The organism is Rhizobium sp. USDA 4016 (assembly GCF_056279705.1).
In genome coordinates, this window is record NZ_JBWCCY010000003.1 from 196,959 (window position 1) to 212,490 (window position 15,532).

Here is a 15,532-nt window from a genome sequence, read left to right on the forward strand (position 1 = left end):
TGAACCGACCAGAAAAAAGAAAAACCGCTCCCGAAGAAATCCGGAAGCGGGTCTGTAAGAGAATAAATTAAGCCAAAACCTTTCTCGCAGATCCATACTTCCTTGTCAATAAAAAACACCCTTTCGGTGAACGGCGGAGCTTTACCTGGTCCTCAACGGAGACGAGGGCATGGAAGATATCATCGAGTATCGGCGGCCAATAGGCCGCAGGATAACGCCTCAACGCACCGAATTCCGCCGACTCGCACAATCGGCCGAAATCGGAACGGTGACACGCGCTCAACTGGCAGTGCTTGTTCAAAATCTGACCTGCACAGGGGTGATAAATGGGACAGAAAGCCATCTTTTGCTGGCATTGATCAACACCGCTCCCGCCAAGTCTTTCGATCGATCGGGGCGACCTATTGTATTCAAATCGAACCGGCAACTGGCTTTTGAGATCGGCCGCTCGGTTGGTCGGGTCAGCCGAATGCTTTCCCGCCTTTTCGATGTGGGTCTGATCACGACGCAGGACAGCGGGAATTACAAACGATATCCGATCCGAAACGCTGATGGCGACATAACGGATGCGTGCGGAGTCGATCTTCGAATTCTGATCGTGCGTTATGTCGAGCTTGATGAGCTCGTGAGAGAGGTTCGTGCGGAAAAGAAGGCAGCAGAGGCCGCGCTGCGGCGCTATCGAGGAGCGTTGCGCAATACCCGTTATGCGCTCGCCGCTGCTGCTGATCTTGGCGCAGCAGCGCGCCAACGTGTCGCAGGTCGCATCGAGCGCATAAGCACTTACGTGGAGGTGGCTGCCAAGGCACCAAGCGAGTTGCTTCGCCGCGCAACTTTCCTTCTTGAGTGGACCATCGATCGCCTGATGCAGCTAGCTCCCCGATATCGAAGTGAGCCCGACGCTGAAAAAACGACATGCGTGTATGCCGAAAACGGCATGCACACACAGATTACACTCTCTTATCAATCTAGACGTAGTAATGATGAGCAATGTTTAGCACACGCCGAACAATCTAATGTCTCGAAAGCTGGCTCCCATAAAGCCGCTTTTGAAGATAGCCTAGGGCGCCGGCAGAGCTCGGTTAACGAGCAATGTAATCAACGGCAGGCGCTGGTTGCTCTTCAGGATGTCTTGCGCGCAACGCCAGCGCTTAGGGAGCTCGGGTACAAACCGAACACCTGGGCGGACCTGGTTCGCCTGATACCGATGTTGTGCCGCTACGCTGGGATCTCAGAGGATGCCCGCCGCCGCGCTATCGCGAAGATGGGTGAGCAGCAAGCCGCCGTGGCAGTGGCGATTACTCTTGAAAAAACAAATCGCCAGGACGTCAGCTCGCCGGGCGGATATTTGCGAGCAATGACTGAGCGAGCCGCCGCGGGCAAATTATACCTTGCCCGCTCTGTTTTCGGCCTCGCTGCCCGCAACACCCTGGAGGCAAAACATCGAGACATCGGGCAAACTTAGCTACGTTCGCCGCTTCTTCCTCGTGCATGATCTTGCAACCGGCAAGATTCTCAGGCACGTCCAGAGGGATCGACGGCGACCATCAATATCGGGTTTTCGGCAATCGGCGCATGCGGTGATCTGACGGAAAAGTAAAAGTGTAAGGCTTGGCGTTGTGGGGTTGCGGGCGTCTATCGCGGCACACCGACGGAAACACGTCGGCTGCGACATCGATCAACACAATACCGCCAGCTGGTCGACCAAGGCTTCACGGGTAGAGATCAAGCTCACTTAGCGGTTTCCGTTCCGCCATTGATACTTCTTTCGCCCTCGTTGTCTTCGGGGATCATTCGCTGCAAGAGCCGAATGAGATCGCGCGTCGTGTCGCTCGGAAGACTCCTAAGAATCCGAGCCAGTGTTAGACAATCCTCGGCTTCCTCTGGTGTGCGCCCCCAAAGATGGGGCGCAGCTTCAAAGATCATATCTATAGGCATGAAGCCGAGAATCTCGCAGAGATGAATCATCCGAGTGACCGTCATTTTGGAAAATGCCCGTTCGTAACGCCCGTACACAGGGACCGACAGACCAAGCATTGGGGCAACGTCAGCGCGAGAGAGGCCCTGAGCTTCGCGCGTTTTCTTCAGAAATGCGCTGATCAGTTCCTCCATGTGCCCCAAGGTTGTAATTCTGCCATCGAAACCTGGCTTTCGATAGATTGGCTTGTCAACTTCTGGATCGGCTGTGCTGACGAGGCCTCTTGAACTTCTGTAACTTGCTAGATCTTCCGTCACCGCCCGTCCCTTTTTTTCAGCCACTCGTTGGTTGGCGCGCACCAGCTTGAACCGATTTGAATCACTTTGTCACCGCCACATTTCAGTCGTTTGATATACTTTTTGGGGATTTTTTGACTTATAGCAATTTTTGGGGGCTTAGCCAAATTGCTTCAGTAATGCACGCCCCCCGAACACAAATCAGGGTCGCGGAAATCGGTCGCGGGGTTTTGGAAAAGGTCAGCCGGTTCCTTGTTGCAACCGCCATCCAATCATCAAGATTACCTTGAATTTTGGTCCAAATTCGCCTTTAGCCCTTCAGCCAGCTCAGAGAGGCCTTTAGCCGTTATCGTTGATCTCGATATAAATCACCCATGCGAACGACCGATCCATTTCCATGTCCATTGATATCCCATTTGGCTAGCTGGGACAGCCCGGCCGTGGCCTGAGAATCGCTCGGCCAGGGAGCCTTAATCGGCTCTCACTTCTTCAATCCCTGTAAGTCAATTTGATTTCTGAAAACTCCGCCTCGTTCAACTAGAGGGCGACCGAAAGAGAGCGCTCTATAGATCCAAGACGCAGCCGAAGGAAAAGGAAAAACTCAGCGTGATCTAAATGAGGTTCGTGAAAACTGCGGTATGAGGAAGCAACCTACGCGCTATCGCGCCGGTTTTCGCGATGAGAAATCAAAGAACGTAGGATATCGCTTTATTTTCGCTTTTCACCGGGCATATGGTCGAAGACCTGATTGTCCGCCGTACATCATCACGAATTCGCCGCCGTTGTGAGGCCCCTGCCCGCACGGCGCCGCCGACTTCTACCGACGATCTAGCACTCGCCAATTCTGTGCGCTCAAAGCTGCGGTCGCCGTCGCCTCGGCTTGCGGCGGTTACGTGGCAGTCATCGGGAGCATGAGGCGCTAAAGCCCAGGCAATCGGCGGAGCATTGTCTTACATCAGCATCGACTGTATCGCCAATGCAGTCCTTCTTTCCATGTTCCATACATGACGCTTACGTGCATGACAGCGTCCATGAAAGCGCGGCCAGCAAGGTCTCGGTGATCTGCTGAACACATAAATGACTCGAAAGCTCCGCGGACACCATATGACGATGGCGCATATGCATCTGTGGATCGTCGTCGAAAGGATTTCGCCATGGGCTAGTGAACTGCGAAAGAATCGTGACCGCCCATACTTAGGGCAGCGCACTTGGGTAAGCGACCCGCTGATCGGTGGTTGGACGATCCTATGCGACTTGCACGCCATCGAGGCACATCTATTCGACATGCGCGACGAGTGTCTCGACATCCGCGTCATTCAGCCGCAGACGGTGCCCGAAGAGCGATGCGTGGCGCACAATCGCGATCACCTCAATGTCGAAAAGCCGACGATTTCACATATTGCTCGCGCGACTGGCAGTCATCACAGCTGAAGAAAAGCCGTAAACTGTGGAAAGTGGTCAGCGGAACCGATACGGGGGGTGTCGGTAGACTGTTTTTTCAGCAGTCCCCCACCATATGGCGCTAGGCTCTTTCCGTAACATGAAATGCGCCGCAGCCGCGTCATTCTGATGGAGCACCGACATCACGGCTTTACGATCTGCACGATAGCGTGCGAACCGCGCCCTAGTGGCCAACGTCATCCTCACGCGACCGGTCAAAGGTTCAGATCTGAAGAGCTGGGCGCTGGCAGTCGCCAGACGTGTGGGTCCCAGAAAGCGCGCGTTGCACTTGCCCCCAAGCTCGCCGTGGTATTGCACCGCATGCTCAGGGACGCAACCAACTTCATTCCTCGCAAGGCGCGTTATCGCTCGATCTGGCTCTACTATCCCCGTTTTGGGATCTGCTGAGGATCGGTTGGCCAATTCAGCGCAGTCACCTTAGTGCTGCTCCCGCTGCTGCGGCCTAACCCCCCATCCATCGTTCCGGCGAGGGACCTTGCTCCGGGGGCGCCAGCCATGGCCGCTTGATCAGAAAGAGACAACAACCGAGGTTTCGGGCGGGCACTGCCATCGGCCGCATAGACATTCCAGATAAGACACCTTCCTGACAGACAAATATGACCCTCCTCCCACGTGCAGTACCGTCAGCGCTGCTCAAGACGGGCCGGCATCATAGAGGGCTAAGATCGCAGTGCGGCCTGATGACATAGCGAACGGAGAGCATCTGGCTTGATGATGTCGACTGTCCTCACATGTCGCAGGGCGATCACCTTCCGCTCCTTCAACTCGGTCATGGCGCGCGATACCGTCTCGATTGTCAGGGCGAGATAGTCCGCAATGTCCTGCCGCGACATCGGCAATCTTAGTTGCCGAACACCACCCAGACGGTCGGAGAGATCCATCAAGAATGCGGCGACACGTTCAACCGCACACTGCCGCCCGATAACCATAAGATGTTCCTGAGCACGCTCCATGCCGACCAATGCAAGTGCAAGAAGTTCCGACGAATGCTCCTGAATGGGGCGCCGCGCAAACACGATTATTCTTGTCTCGGCGATGGCCTCGGCAAAAAAGCGATGCTTTGAGGCCGCTTCAAAGCCGAACGTTTCCCCTGCGAGATGAAAGGAAACAACCTGCCGCCGTCCGTCCGAGATGAGGCCGTATACACGGACAGCTCCGGCACAAACCTGATAGCATTTATCGACGCTATCGCCTTCGGCATATATCACTCGGCCACCCTTATATGTCACAACGAGGTGCGCTCCGGGAAATTGTGCCCGCGCAACATTCTCCGGCGTTACGAAACTCTGCACAGCGGGTTTGAAATTGGCATACATCTCGTATTCCCCATGGTTCCGGGGAAGATTGCCAGTTCTTGCCACGACGAAAAATTCGGTTACCTCACTAAGGGAAATTACTTAGACGGGATGTCGTGCGGTTTGTGTCAGCGCTTCATCCGCCATCTGTTTCGAAGCGCGCGTTCGCATCGCAGCTAGGCCGTTCACCACCGTCAAGAGATCGGACCCGCTGATCGGTTTAGTCAGAAGGAAGGCGCCGCCGAGGACTTTAAATGCGGACATTCCATCGACAAGCAGGACGACACGCCCTTTCGAATATGCAGAAACTCTTTAGCCTGTGGCACCGACTTCATTTTCTCGTCGTCGACGATCGTGCAGAGCGCGTCTCTCGAGGAAGCTGTGGCCTTTGGTCCCTGTTTCTGCGCCACGCCGACAATTTTTTTGCAACTGCCATATCCCCTTAGAGTTCCGCGAATCTGGCGCGTGTTTGCCCGCCGTTAGTCCCCATAAAGGCTTGCGGCACGACGGCGCATTGCCCGAGATCACCGCGAAACTAAGGAGGCCCGAAACCAGCAGCGAGAGCCATGCGCACGAGATGTGGGAGGTTTTTTGCTTTCATTTTTGACATGGCGCTTGCGCGATGCACCTCCACCGTGCGGGCACTGATATCGAGATCATGGGCGATCGATTTGTTCGGAAAGCCGGCCACCACGGCAGAGAGCACCTGACGCTCTCTTTCGCTCAGGGTTTGGAGGCGCGTTTGAATGTCGGCGATCTCGTGGGCGTCGGCCCCTGGAACAATTAAATGTCTCGACGCTCGTTCGATTGCCTCTATGATCACGGTGTCCTTGAAAGGCTTTTCGATGAAGTCGACTGCGCCCGCTTTCATGGCCTCGACTGCCATCGGTATATCGCCATGTCCGGTAATCACGATGGAAGGGATGGGGATCTTTTTCATACCGAGTTGCCTGATGAGATCGAGCCCCGAGATCTCCGGCATCCTGAGGTCTGTGACAAGAATTCCGTTATGAATGCTCGGGGCGAAGGAAAGAAACGAGGTGGCCGATTGATGCAACTTCACGGCATAGCCGTTCATGGCCAGCATGAAGGCAAAGGATTTCCGCACCGGCTCTTCGTCATCGACGATATGGACTGTGTAGTCAGTTATTTCCACCCGTTCGTCCTTCCGCATAGGCGGGCAGCGTGAACCGGAACGTAGCTCCGCCAGCCGCATTTTTCGAGACTGTCATTTCACCACCATGGGCTTCGACAATGCGTCTGGAGATCGAAAGGCCGATGCCCATTCCACTTGCCTTGGTCGTGACGAACGGCTTGAAGAGGTCCGCGGCAATTTCTTCCGGAATGCCTCCGCCGGTGTCTTCCACAATGACGGCGACTTCGCCCGCATCGGTGGGCATCGTGCGGATCGTGAGCTCGCGATAATCGACATGGCGCATCGCCTCGATGGCGTTTCGCATCAAATTGATGAGGACCTGTTGGACCTGAACACGATCGACCATCACCATCTCAGCACCGGGTAGGTATTCGAACACAGTCATGACGCCGTTCGCGCGGGAACCAACTAGCGCCAGCGCGCCCGCATCCTCCACCAGTTTGCGAATGTCTTCGAGTGCCTTTTCCGTTTCGCCTTTCGTGACGAACTCCCTAAGACGTTTGATGATCTGTCCCGCCCGCAGCGACTGGCTCGCAATCTCTTCCAAGGCACCTCGCATTCTCGTTGCGAGGGTGTTGTCCATATCGCGCAATAGCCTCGTACACCCCTGAGCGTAATTTGCGATCGCTGACAAGGGTTGGTTCAGCTCGTGCGCAAGCGTGGACGCCATTTCGCCCATTTCGCTCAGGCGGGCCAATCTCGCCAATTCAGCCTGAATTTGTTCGAGGCGAGCGGCCGATTCTTCTCGCTCCGTCAGGTCTCTGATGAAGCCCGTAAAAAACCGTTCACCGCTCGATTTCATCTCGCCCACGGTTAGCTTCATGGGAAAGGTCGATCCATCCTTCCTTCGCCCGACGACAACGCGATCGATGCCGATGACGCGCTTCTCGCCGGTTCTGAGGTACCGTTGCATATAGCCGTCGTGGTCGCCTCGATAAGGTTCAGGCATCAATACTTGCAGGTTCTCGCCGATGACTTCCTGTTCCGCATACCCGAACTGCCGGACGGCGGCGGCGTTGAAGGAAACAATCGTGCCATCGGCCGCACTGACCACCGTCGCGTCGGGCAATGTGTCCAAGATCGATCTCAGATGTGCATCGCGGGCTGCCACGAGAGTGTTCATCTTGACGATGGCGTGTCTCGTCGCTTGGAGCGCCTCTCCCAGACAAGCAATCAGAAACACCGACGCGCCAAAGAAGACCAATTCGACGCCAGTCGGATCGACGGCATCATGCAATTGCTGAACAAAGGTAGCTGCGGCAAGCGACGCTGCCGCGGTGAGCACGACTGGCTTCAAGCCGCCGACTATTGCGACGATCAGAATAGCGGGGATAAACGAAAACAGAATAAGCCTGTCGCCGATAAGCTCCGAAAGTGCCAATCTCAGTGCAAGAATAACCAATGGAGCCGCGGTGACGACAAAATATAGGTCGCGATCGGCTTGCCTCGCCACCTGACGAACATCTTGCCGAGTCGCGTCCTCCGACCAACGCTTTGTGAATGCATTCCGTGATCCACCGTAGGATTAGTTGCTGTGGCTACGCTGCCTCTCGGCTGGCGGAACGCAATTGAGTCGCATGCTTTTCATAGACCATGCTGCTGCCATCAGTCATCCCGCCATTTGCCTATGTGTCCGCGCGCGACGGCGGAGCATAAATCACCGGAAGCCCGAAGCACTCCTTGTTTTCGATCAACGAACTAAGCGAAGCGCGCACCTAGAATGCGACACAATGCCCAAGCACCCTCTGGAAAGAAGGATTTCAAATGCAATCGGCTCTTGTTGCAAAATATGGCGAGGAGCGCTTGCCCCGCTATACCAGCTACCCGACATCGCCGTGCTTCTCACCCGGTATTGACGCCAGCACCTATGACGACTGGCTTACCGCCATCCCTCTGGAGAAGGCGGCGTCTCTTTACGTGCACATACCGTTTTGTCGGTCGATGTGCTGGTATTGCGGCTGTCATACGACCGTCACGCGCGGCGACCAGCCGATCCTCAACTACCTGCAAATGCTGCGAGACGAGATATGCCTTGTATCTGCAAGGACGAAGGCGCCACTCAATATCCATCATCTGCACTTCGGTGGAGGAACGCCAACAATCATGGGGCCGAAAAAAATGCTGGGCCTGATTGGGCTTCTGCAAGAGCATTTCGACTTCACCAGTACCAGCCAGATCGCGTTGGAAATCGATCCAAGGACGCTGGAGGAGGAGATGGCGGCGGTTCTCGGGGAAGCGGGGGTCCACCGAGCAAGCCTCGGGGTGCAGAGCTTCGATCCGGTGGTGCAGAAGGCGATCAACCGGAATCAAAGCGATGAACAGACGATGCAGGCGGTGTCTCGCCTGCGTCGGGCGGGCGTCGACAGCATCAATTTCGATCTTATCTACGGTCTGCCGCACCAGACGGTCGAATCCTGCATCGAGACGACCAAGGTGGCGATCGAGATGCGCCCTGATCGTTTCGCCGTCTTCGGCTATGCACACGTACCTTCCTTCAAAAAGCATCAGCGACTGATCGACGAAGGCGCACTCGCCAACGCGGAAAGCCGTCTTGCCCAGGCGGAGGCAATCGCGGAAAACCTTCTTGCAGCCGGCTATCGCCGCATTGGGCTCGACCATTTCGCTTGGCCGGGAGACAGTTTAGCGGTTGCACAGGCAAACGGCCAACTGCATCGCAACTTTCAGGGCTACACCACCGACGCCTGTGAGACGCTCATCGGTTTCGGTGCATCGGCGATTGGCCGTATGGCAGGCGGCTACGTCCAGAACGAGGCACTCCCCGGTCGCTACGCGCAGCGGATCGCATCCGGGCGTTTTGCGACAATGAAAGGCTATCGCTTGTCGGCCGAGGATCGGCTGCGAGCAAACGTCATCGAGCGCCTGATGTGCGACTTCCAAGTCGACATCCCGGCCCTCGCGGCCGAACATGGCTTCGATTCTGGCGCACTTCTCGACGATAATGACAGGCTCACCATGCTGGAAAGCGACGGAATTCTTGAAAACGCGGGCGGCGTCATTCGTTTGCGGGAAGAAGGGCGATTTCTGATCCGCGCCGTTGCTGCCGCTTTCGATTCTCATCTGCTGCAATCGGCGCGGAACTACAGCAAGACGGCTTGAAGTTCCTCTGTGCACTGCCGGAACCATGCCGCGGGCTCTGGTTCGCGATCGGCCCCAACTACCAACCGGTTTGATCTGTTGTGCTGGGAACTATCAAACAATTCACAAGACATGCGAACTGTTCCTTTAAGTAGAAGACCGGCATGGGGACAATAAATCCTTCACCCAGCTCAAGACAGGATAGGAGGTCATTGGCGTTCGCTGTGCGCCTGCGCACAATCATCTGGAACAGGGTCGAAATCCTCTATCTTCGTTGCTTTCAAGGAAAAGGTCGAACCAAAATTGGTACTCGAGCCGCCCAGATTCACCGGACTAAAAACGGTAAGTAACGCCGGCGCCGATTAGCCATGGATCGAGCTTGGCCTTGCCGCTGACGCCGGCGCCACCGACATTGGCATCGAAATCAGGTCTCAGGAAGATTTTCTTCGCATCAACGTTCACGCCCCAATGGTCGTCGACCATATAGTCGAAACCGGCCTGTAAGGCGACGCCGAAGGTGTTCTTTACATCAAGGCTGCGGGCACTTTTGCCGGACTGGTTGTAGAACAGCGTGTAGTTGACGCCGGCGCCGACATAGGGCCGAAAAGTGCCGAAATCGGTGAAATGGTATTGTAGGGTCAGGGTTGGCGGCAGCAGCCATGTCTTGCCGACCTCGTCGAGCGCTGAAATCGATCCACCGCCATAAACCTTGGCGTAAGTTGTGCCGAGTATGAGTTCCGCCGCGATATTCTCGCTGAAGAAATACGAGATGTCGAATTCCGGTATGACCGTATTCGAAAAAGAAAGGTCCGAACCCGGCAATCCGTCGACGCGGCCGGAGTCGTTGGTGATTACGTCAAGTGCCCGAAAGCGTAACTGCCACGGACTCGGGCCTGCCCCTGCAGCAGCGCCTGGCGCCGCACCTTGTGCGGTCGTCATATCCGCCGCTTTCGCGGTACAGGCTGCAACCAAAGCCGTGGCGGTCATGATGGCGCGGACGATGTTGCTGGATTCCATTTTCCTCTCCTTTGATCCGAGTTTCGTAACGGTCGAGAGGAATAGCACCGTTTGGCGCATGGTGATTTGAGCTGGATCAAATGGAGAAAACTAGTCTTGGTCTAGCCTCAGATATCTCTCATCCGCTCGCAATATCGACGATCATTCCAATATCAGCGTTACGCGCATTTCCACTTCCGGCGTACAAATGCTGACATGACGGCAAATCGCCGTATGTCGACATTCCTCCCCTATCCACGAAATATCGGCAATTGCAATTATGCACCGAAGGTGTCTCTGCGCATTGACCGTCGTCCCGTCAACCACCTCTGGTTGCCAGCCTGAGCGACATACGCTTCAGATCGACCAGCAAAATAACAAGCGACTCCAAAGCAGAACAGCAGCGGCAGCGACGAATCTCCTGCTAGCGCCAGCAAGGCCCGGCGTTTCTGCTTGCGTTCACGATGCATCGTCATCATCGGCCAATATACGATATGAAGCCCCGTCCAAATCATCGTACTGCCCGCTCTTTAGCGACCACAAAAATGCTTGCAGGCCAACCGCACCCATGAACAATGCGAGTGGAATGAGATAGATCAGTATGCTCATGGTAGCGAGACCTTCTTCAGCGAGGCAAAATCCTCGACATCAAGTGTTCATTTTCTTGGCCGTTTCCAGCCGTTGAGCCGCAGCGCATTGGTCACTACAATGAGCGAAGACGTTGACATCGCCACAGCAGCGATGAGCGGCGTTGCATAGCCAGCAATAGCAACCGGGACGGCCAATACATTGTAGCCGATGGCAAGCGCGAAGTTCTGGCGGATCAAACCGGCCGTTCTTCGAGCGACCAGGATGGCTTCGGGAACAGCGTCGAGGCAGTCGCTCAGGAAGATGAGGTCTGCCGCCTGCCGGCCAATGTCGGAGGCGGTCGCGGGAGCCATAGACACATGCGCCGCCGCCAGCGCCGGCGCGTCGTTGATGCCGTCGCCAACCATCATCACCTTGCTGCCCGCCTCGCTTAAATGGGCGCATTCTTCCACTTTCTGCTTCGGATTCAATTCCGCAATCGACCGGTCCACATGCAATGCCCGTGCCGTCGCTTCGACGACGGCTTGCCGGTCGCCCGAAAGGATCATCGTCTGCAATCCCGCACGACCGAGCTCGTGAATGGCGCCAGCTGCTCCCGGTCGAAGCGTGTCTTCAAAGTAGAAGCGGGAAAGTATGATGCCATTCCTCGATAGCACAACCTCGGAAAGCGAACCACTCGCTTTTTTTTCGCGGGTCGGGGTGGAACAAGCAAACCCCATCTTGCCGAGACGATACAGACCGTCGGCGGTATCGACCCTCAGGCCTGCGCCCGGAACCTCGACAACGCTGTGAAACTGGCGCGCGTTGTTGCCGGCGCTACGCAGCAAAGCCTGAGAGAGCGGATGGCGGGAATGCGCCGCCAGACCGGCTGCGATCGCCGTTTCCTCTGGGCCTGCATCCATCGCCACAAGGAGGCGTGGCTGGCCAAATGTCAACGTGCCGGTCTTGTCGAACGCAACAGCATCGACTTCCGCGAGGCGTTCTAAAGCGGACCCGTCCTTGATCACGATGCCGCGGCGAAACAGGTGCCCTGCGGCAACGACCTGCACGACCGGCACAGCAAGGCCAAGCGCGCAGGGACAGGCGATGATTAGCACCGCGACCGCGACAAGCATGGCATGCTTCCAATCCCCGCCAACAAATCCCCAGGCAAGAAAGGAAACCAGCGCAAGCAAATGAACCGCCGGAGCATAAAGGCCAGCGGCGCGGTCGGCGATCCTGCGATAGCGCGCCTTTCCCCCTTCTGCTGCCTCCATAAGGTTCATGATCTCTGCAAGCAGCGAATTTTCCGCCGTCTTCGTCGCCCGAATGGTAAGCGAAGCCATGAGGTTCACCGCACCCGATCTCACCTCCGCGCCGTCCGCAACGGCCACTGGCCTGCTTTCTCCGGTGACGATGGAAAGATCCACCTCGCTCGTGCCGGCGGTCACGATACCATCGATCGGGCAGCGTTCGCCCGCAGCTATGAAGATGTCGTCACCAATAACGATGTCCTCTACGGCGGTGTAGCGCTTGCTGCCATCGGCGGCGATCACAAGGGCGCCGCGCGGCGCAAGTCTCGCCAGGCTATTGACGGCAGCGCGCGCCTTTTCCCGCATGATGTGGTCGAGCGTGCGGCCGATGAGCAGGAAGAACAACAGCGACACGGAGGCGTCAAACCAGGTGTGCTCGCCGTGTTGGATAGCCTCCCAAATCGATACGGCATAGGATAGGATGACCGCGAGCGAGATCGGCACGTCCATGTTGGTGCGCCCGTGCTTCAAGCCATTCCAGGCAGACTGGAAAAAGAAACGCCCGGCATAGACAAGCGCCGGGGCGGCGATCACCGCCGAGATCCAGTGGAACAGGTCGCGGGTCGCCGCTTCCGCGCCGGACCAGACAGATATGGACAGCAGCATGATGTTTGCGGCCGCAAAGCCCGAGATAGCGACAGCCATCACCAATTGGTCGCGCTGGGTATCGGTCTGGTCCAATACCGAATTGGGAGTGAAGACATGTACGCGATGGCCTGCGCCCATAATCGCCGACAGAATACCGGTTGGATCGACGGCGACATCCCCCAGTCGCTCGACATAGGTACAGCTGACCCGCCTGGCCGTCAGGTTGACCCGCGCGCACTTCACGTAGGGAAGCCTGCGCAAAGCCCGCTCAATCGTCGAAATGCAGACTCCGCAGCGCACATCTGGGACACTGAGGTCCAATTGGCGCAATCCGTCCGCAAGCGGGTGGCTGGCCAGCGCGATCTCCTCGGCACTGACCGAATGGTTGCCCAAGGCCATGACGCCTTCCGCATCCATGGTACAGCGCGTCATCGCCCGAACTCCGCCATATCGATGCGCAGGGCTTCATGCATCACCGTGACATCCTTCTTCCGTGAGATGATTTCAACGATCCAGTCTCCTGATCGAACGTGATGTTCCTCTTCGAAACGGCCTTCGCTCTTCTTCGTGAGGACGAGTTGGAAATCCTCACGGTCGCCGACGGGCCTCCTGAACGTCAACGTCACGTCCTGGACCGTTGCCGGCGACCCGTCGCGATTGTGAATATCGTAATGGATGACGTCATGGCTGAGAGAGAGGTTGCCCGAAATGCCGCTCGCAGCCATTGCGCGCATCGCCGCGGCCTTGCCGTTGAATTCCTGGCTTGCGACATAGGTGTCTTCAACCACAAGCCCGCTCCAACTCCTTGACGCGAACGTTGCCATCACAACGTTTACTCCAATCACCACGGCGAAGAACGCGGCCATGACGGTCAGCATATGATGGCCAGTGAAGTTGCGATGGACGGCGGCTTGGTCCCTCATTTTGGTGCTCCCGGCGTGTTGAAGGCGGCGTTGTAGGTTGCCTGGTCCGAATGATTTTCGTCCTCGATGACAAACCGGAATTCGCTGACGGTCGCAGCCTTGGCATGTCGTGTTACGAACACTTTGAACGTAGTGGCCGCGTCCGGATCCGCTTCAACCCTGAAGCGTCGGCCCTTCGCCTTGGAGTATTCTGGGATTTTCATCGTCGCGCCATCTAGGCCCTCGAGCCGGATATCGATCTTCCTCGGCATCGGCACCATGTTGAGCACGCGAAGCGTATATCCGTTGCGGATCGAGCCATCCGACTCCAGCACATACTGTGGATTCCGGTCGTGAACCACGTTCAGTTCCAGTCGTTCCCGGAGCGCCAAATGCACGAGCAGGGCTATTCCGATCGACGCCCAGATTGCCGCATAAAAAAGGACACGCGGCCTGAAGATCGCCCAGGAGGTGAAGTGCCGGATCCCCGCAACGAAGCTTCCGTCAGCGTGTCGGATGAGATTCGGCTGCACGGCGTTCTTTCCGCCATCGGTCGCAAGACTGACGTTGCCCGCATACTCACTCAGCGTCGCATAGGAAACCAGAGCACGCGGTTTGGCGAGCTTGGCCATCACACCGTTGCAGGCATCGATGCACAAGGCGCAAGTTATGCACTCCATCTGCTGGCCATTGCGGATGTCTATCCCCATCGGACAGACCGCAACGCAGGCATTGCAGTCCACGCAGTCGCCGACCAGCCGCCCCGATGCGCGGGCCTTCTTGGCATGACGCGAACGAGGCTCTCCGCGCCAGTCGTTATAGGTGACGACAAGGGAGTTTTCATCGAGCATAGCGCCCTGTATGCGTGGCCAAGGACACATGAAGGTGCAGACCTGTTCCCTCATCAGCCCGCCGAGAACGTAAGTGGCCGAGGTGAGAACGGCGATGGTGGCGTAGGCAACGGCCGGCGCCTCGCCTTTGAACAGGGCGGAAGCAAGAGTGCGCGCGTCCGCGAAATAGAAGATCCACGCGCCACCGGTAGCAGCGCCGATCAGCAGCCATATGGAATGCTTGGCAACCCGCTTCACAATCTTGTCCAGTGTCCAGGGTGCTGCGTCGAGTTTGATGCGCGCGTTACGATCGCCTTCGATCGCATGCTCCACGACAAGAATGAGATCGACCCATACGGTCTGCGGACAGGCGTATCCACACCATGCTCTTCCCACCGCAGAGGTCACCAGAAAGAGGCCGAAGCCAGCCATGAGCAATAGACCGGCGACATAGTAGAATTCCTGTGGCCAGATCTCGATGAAAAAGAAGAAGAAGCGGCGGGACGCCAGATCGATGAGGATCGCCTGATCCGGAGCATAGGGCCCGCGGTACCAACGGATCCACGGCGAAGCGTAATAAACACCAAGCGTGATGAACATGACGATCCATTTGAACCGTCTGAACCGACCCTCCGCCCGCTTCGGAAACACCTTCTTTCGCGCCGCATAAAGTGGCTGCCGCCTGGGCCGGGTGCTGACCTTTTCGCCGTCGAACGGTTCGACGCGATCGTCAGATGGGCCGGGAGGAACGTCGAGGTTCATCGCTTACCATCCTATTGATGATTCTCATCTCGCATTCGACGAGCCGAGCGTTCTTGACGTAAATCAAGGAGAGACGAACAAGGGCTCAACCAAAAAAGAGCCACACTCCCTCCCGGAGCGTGGCTCGGAGGAACTACGGGGAGAAACCGCAGGGAACGTCCTCCAGCCGCGGACAATATCGTCTTGTGATGCTTCGGTCTTTAATCGAAATCAAATTCGCGATGAAACTTTCTCGTTTTTCGCGGTGGCCTTCTTCCCGCGCCACAGGGAACGGCGTTGCTTGATCGCAAACATGTTGGCGAACGACCGCGCGGCGTCGCACATAGGACGTGTAGAGGATGTTGATATGGTTGGC

At 56.7% G+C, this 15,532-nt stretch carries 11 protein-coding genes and 2 pseudogenes; 4 read left to right on the forward strand and 9 right to left on the reverse strand.

Translation table 11 applies throughout. The annotated features are described in order from the left end of the window. The first annotated feature begins 169 nt into the window (after positions 1-169). Positions 170-1,462 carry a plasmid replication protein RepC gene (gene repC, locus ACZ9DP_RS14000; RefSeq protein WP_476202501.1) on the forward strand — a complete coding sequence of 431 codons (1,293 nt, stop codon included), beginning with the start codon at positions 170-172 and terminating at the stop codon, positions 1,460-1,462. Between the two features lie 266 nt (positions 1,463-1,728). On the opposite strand, the gene ACZ9DP_RS14005 is transcribed toward repC, so the two are convergent. Then, a complete protein-coding gene (locus ACZ9DP_RS14005) occupies positions 1,729-2,232 on the reverse strand; it encodes a helix-turn-helix transcriptional regulator (RefSeq protein ID WP_476202770.1) in 504 nt (167 codons plus the stop codon). Between the two features lie 1,056 nt (positions 2,233-3,288). Between ACZ9DP_RS14005 and ACZ9DP_RS14010 the strand changes: the two genes are divergently transcribed. Beyond that, positions 3,289-3,642: a hypothetical protein gene (locus ACZ9DP_RS14010; RefSeq protein WP_476202502.1), complete on the forward strand. Its 354-nt coding sequence runs from the start codon at positions 3,289-3,291 to the stop codon at positions 3,640-3,642. Positions 3,643-3,841: 199 nt separating this feature from the next. Beyond that, positions 3,842-4,059: pseudogene (locus ACZ9DP_RS14015) on the forward strand (hypothetical protein); the annotation flags it as partial. Positions 4,060-4,331: 272 nt separating this feature from the next. Here the strand turns inward: ACZ9DP_RS14015 and ACZ9DP_RS14020 are convergent. The 3 genes and pseudogenes from ACZ9DP_RS14020 to fixL form a co-directional block, all read right to left on the reverse strand. Beyond that, entirely contained in the window at positions 4,332-4,988 is a 657-nt protein-coding gene (locus ACZ9DP_RS14020; protein WP_476202503.1) for a helix-turn-helix domain-containing protein, read from the reverse strand. Positions 4,989-5,502: 514 nt separating this feature from the next. Beyond that, positions 5,503-6,117: a response regulator FixJ gene (gene fixJ / locus ACZ9DP_RS14025; protein WP_476202771.1), complete on the reverse strand. Its 615-nt coding sequence runs from the start codon at positions 6,115-6,117 to the stop codon at positions 5,503-5,505. Next, positions 6,110-7,629, reverse strand: a pseudogene (fixL, locus tag ACZ9DP_RS14030) (oxygen sensor histidine kinase FixL). The gene fixJ and the pseudogene fixL overlap by 8 nt, the downstream one beginning before the upstream one ends. A 258-nt stretch (positions 7,630-7,887) precedes the next feature. On the opposite strand from fixL, the gene hemN reads away from it, so the two are divergent. Beyond that, entirely contained in the window at positions 7,888-9,240 is a 1,353-nt protein-coding gene (gene hemN / locus ACZ9DP_RS14035) for an oxygen-independent coproporphyrinogen III oxidase (RefSeq protein ID WP_476202504.1), read from the forward strand. Positions 9,241-9,552: 312 nt separating this feature from the next. Here hemN and ACZ9DP_RS14040 read toward each other — a convergent pair whose 3' ends face one another. The 5 genes from ACZ9DP_RS14040 to ccoG form a co-directional block, all read right to left on the reverse strand. Further along, entirely contained in the window at positions 9,553-10,236 is a 684-nt protein-coding gene (locus ACZ9DP_RS14040) for an OmpW/AlkL family protein (RefSeq protein ID WP_476202506.1), read from the reverse strand. Positions 10,237-10,674: 438 nt separating this feature from the next. Continuing rightward, a complete protein-coding gene (ccoS, locus tag ACZ9DP_RS14045; RefSeq protein ID WP_476202507.1) occupies positions 10,675-10,824 on the reverse strand; it encodes a cbb3-type cytochrome oxidase assembly protein CcoS in 150 nt (49 codons plus the stop codon). Between the two features lie 47 nt (positions 10,825-10,871). Next, the gene (locus ACZ9DP_RS14050) at positions 10,872-13,115 is read right to left on the reverse strand and encodes a heavy metal translocating P-type ATPase (RefSeq protein WP_476202508.1); all 2,244 of its coding nucleotides are present in this window, start codon (positions 13,113-13,115) and stop codon (positions 10,872-10,874) included. Further along, entirely contained in the window at positions 13,112-13,606 is a 495-nt protein-coding gene (locus ACZ9DP_RS14055; RefSeq protein WP_476202509.1) for a FixH family protein, read from the reverse strand. The genes ACZ9DP_RS14050 and ACZ9DP_RS14055 overlap by 4 nt, the downstream gene beginning before the upstream one ends. Then, the gene (ccoG, locus tag ACZ9DP_RS14060) at positions 13,603-15,177 is read right to left on the reverse strand and encodes a cytochrome c oxidase accessory protein CcoG (protein WP_476202510.1); all 1,575 of its coding nucleotides are present in this window, start codon (positions 15,175-15,177) and stop codon (positions 13,603-13,605) included. Before ccoG ends, ACZ9DP_RS14055 begins: the two co-directional genes overlap by 4 nt. Between the last annotated feature and the right edge of the window lie 355 nt (positions 15,178-15,532).

Excerpts from the sequence above, each read along its gene's own strand:
- repC (WP_476202501.1), top strand. The coding sequence starts at position 170 with ATGGAAGATATCATCGAGTATCGGCGGCCAATAGGCCGCAGGATAACG.
- ACZ9DP_RS14010 (WP_476202502.1), top strand. The coding sequence starts at position 3,289 with ATGACTCGAAAGCTCCGCGGACACCATATGACGATGGCGCATATGCAT.
- ACZ9DP_RS14020 (WP_476202503.1), bottom strand. The coding sequence starts at position 4,988 with ATGTATGCCAATTTCAAACCCGCTGTGCAGAGTTTCGTAACGCCGGAG.
- hemN (WP_476202504.1), top strand. The coding sequence starts at position 7,888 with ATGCAATCGGCTCTTGTTGCAAAATATGGCGAGGAGCGCTTGCCCCGC.
- ACZ9DP_RS14040 (WP_476202506.1), bottom strand. The coding sequence starts at position 10,236 with ATGGAATCCAGCAACATCGTCCGCGCCATCATGACCGCCACGGCTTTG.
- ccoS (WP_476202507.1), bottom strand. The coding sequence starts at position 10,824 with ATGAGCATACTGATCTATCTCATTCCACTCGCATTGTTCATGGGTGCG.
- ACZ9DP_RS14050 (WP_476202508.1), bottom strand. The coding sequence starts at position 13,115 with ATGACGCGCTGTACCATGGATGCGGAAGGCGTCATGGCCTTGGGCAAC.
- ACZ9DP_RS14055 (WP_476202509.1), bottom strand. The coding sequence starts at position 13,606 with ATGAGGGACCAAGCCGCCGTCCATCGCAACTTCACTGGCCATCATATG.
- ccoG (WP_476202510.1), bottom strand. The coding sequence starts at position 15,177 with ATGAACCTCGACGTTCCTCCCGGCCCATCTGACGATCGCGTCGAACCG.